General features: G+C 43.6%; 1 pseudogene. It reads right to left on the minus strand.

The window, feature by feature from the left end:
- Nucleotides 1-155: 155 nt before the first annotated feature.
- Nucleotides 156-242 (minus strand): annotated as a pseudogene (locus D0T87_RS25260) (hypothetical protein); the annotation flags it as partial.
- Nucleotides 243-319 lie beyond the last annotated feature (77 nt).

Here is a 319-nt window from a genome sequence, read left to right on the forward strand (position 1 = left end):
CACGTACACGTTCCGTATTAAGTATTTCTGCCCAATATGTTAATGTGTCGGGCAAACAGGTTATGTTGGATGAGAAATATATGCGCCTATGTGCTTTCCGCCATTGTGCAGAAAGTAACCGGCATGACGTTGCTTGATTATCTCAAGCTGAAACTGTTTACCCCTACCATGATTTCTTCGGCATGTTCCAACATAAGTTGGTGGTCGGCCGTAAGATACGGTTCACACTCTACGGCATTTATAAAGAAAAGATCCAGTTCTATTGTCCGAATTTCCTTTGTACAAATGGTGCCGAAGACATTTCGCTACGTACCCGGAC

The organism is Bacteroides sp. 51 (genome assembly GCF_010500965.1).
Taxonomy (GTDB): Bacteria; Bacteroidota; Bacteroidia; order Bacteroidales; family Bacteroidaceae; genus Bacteroides.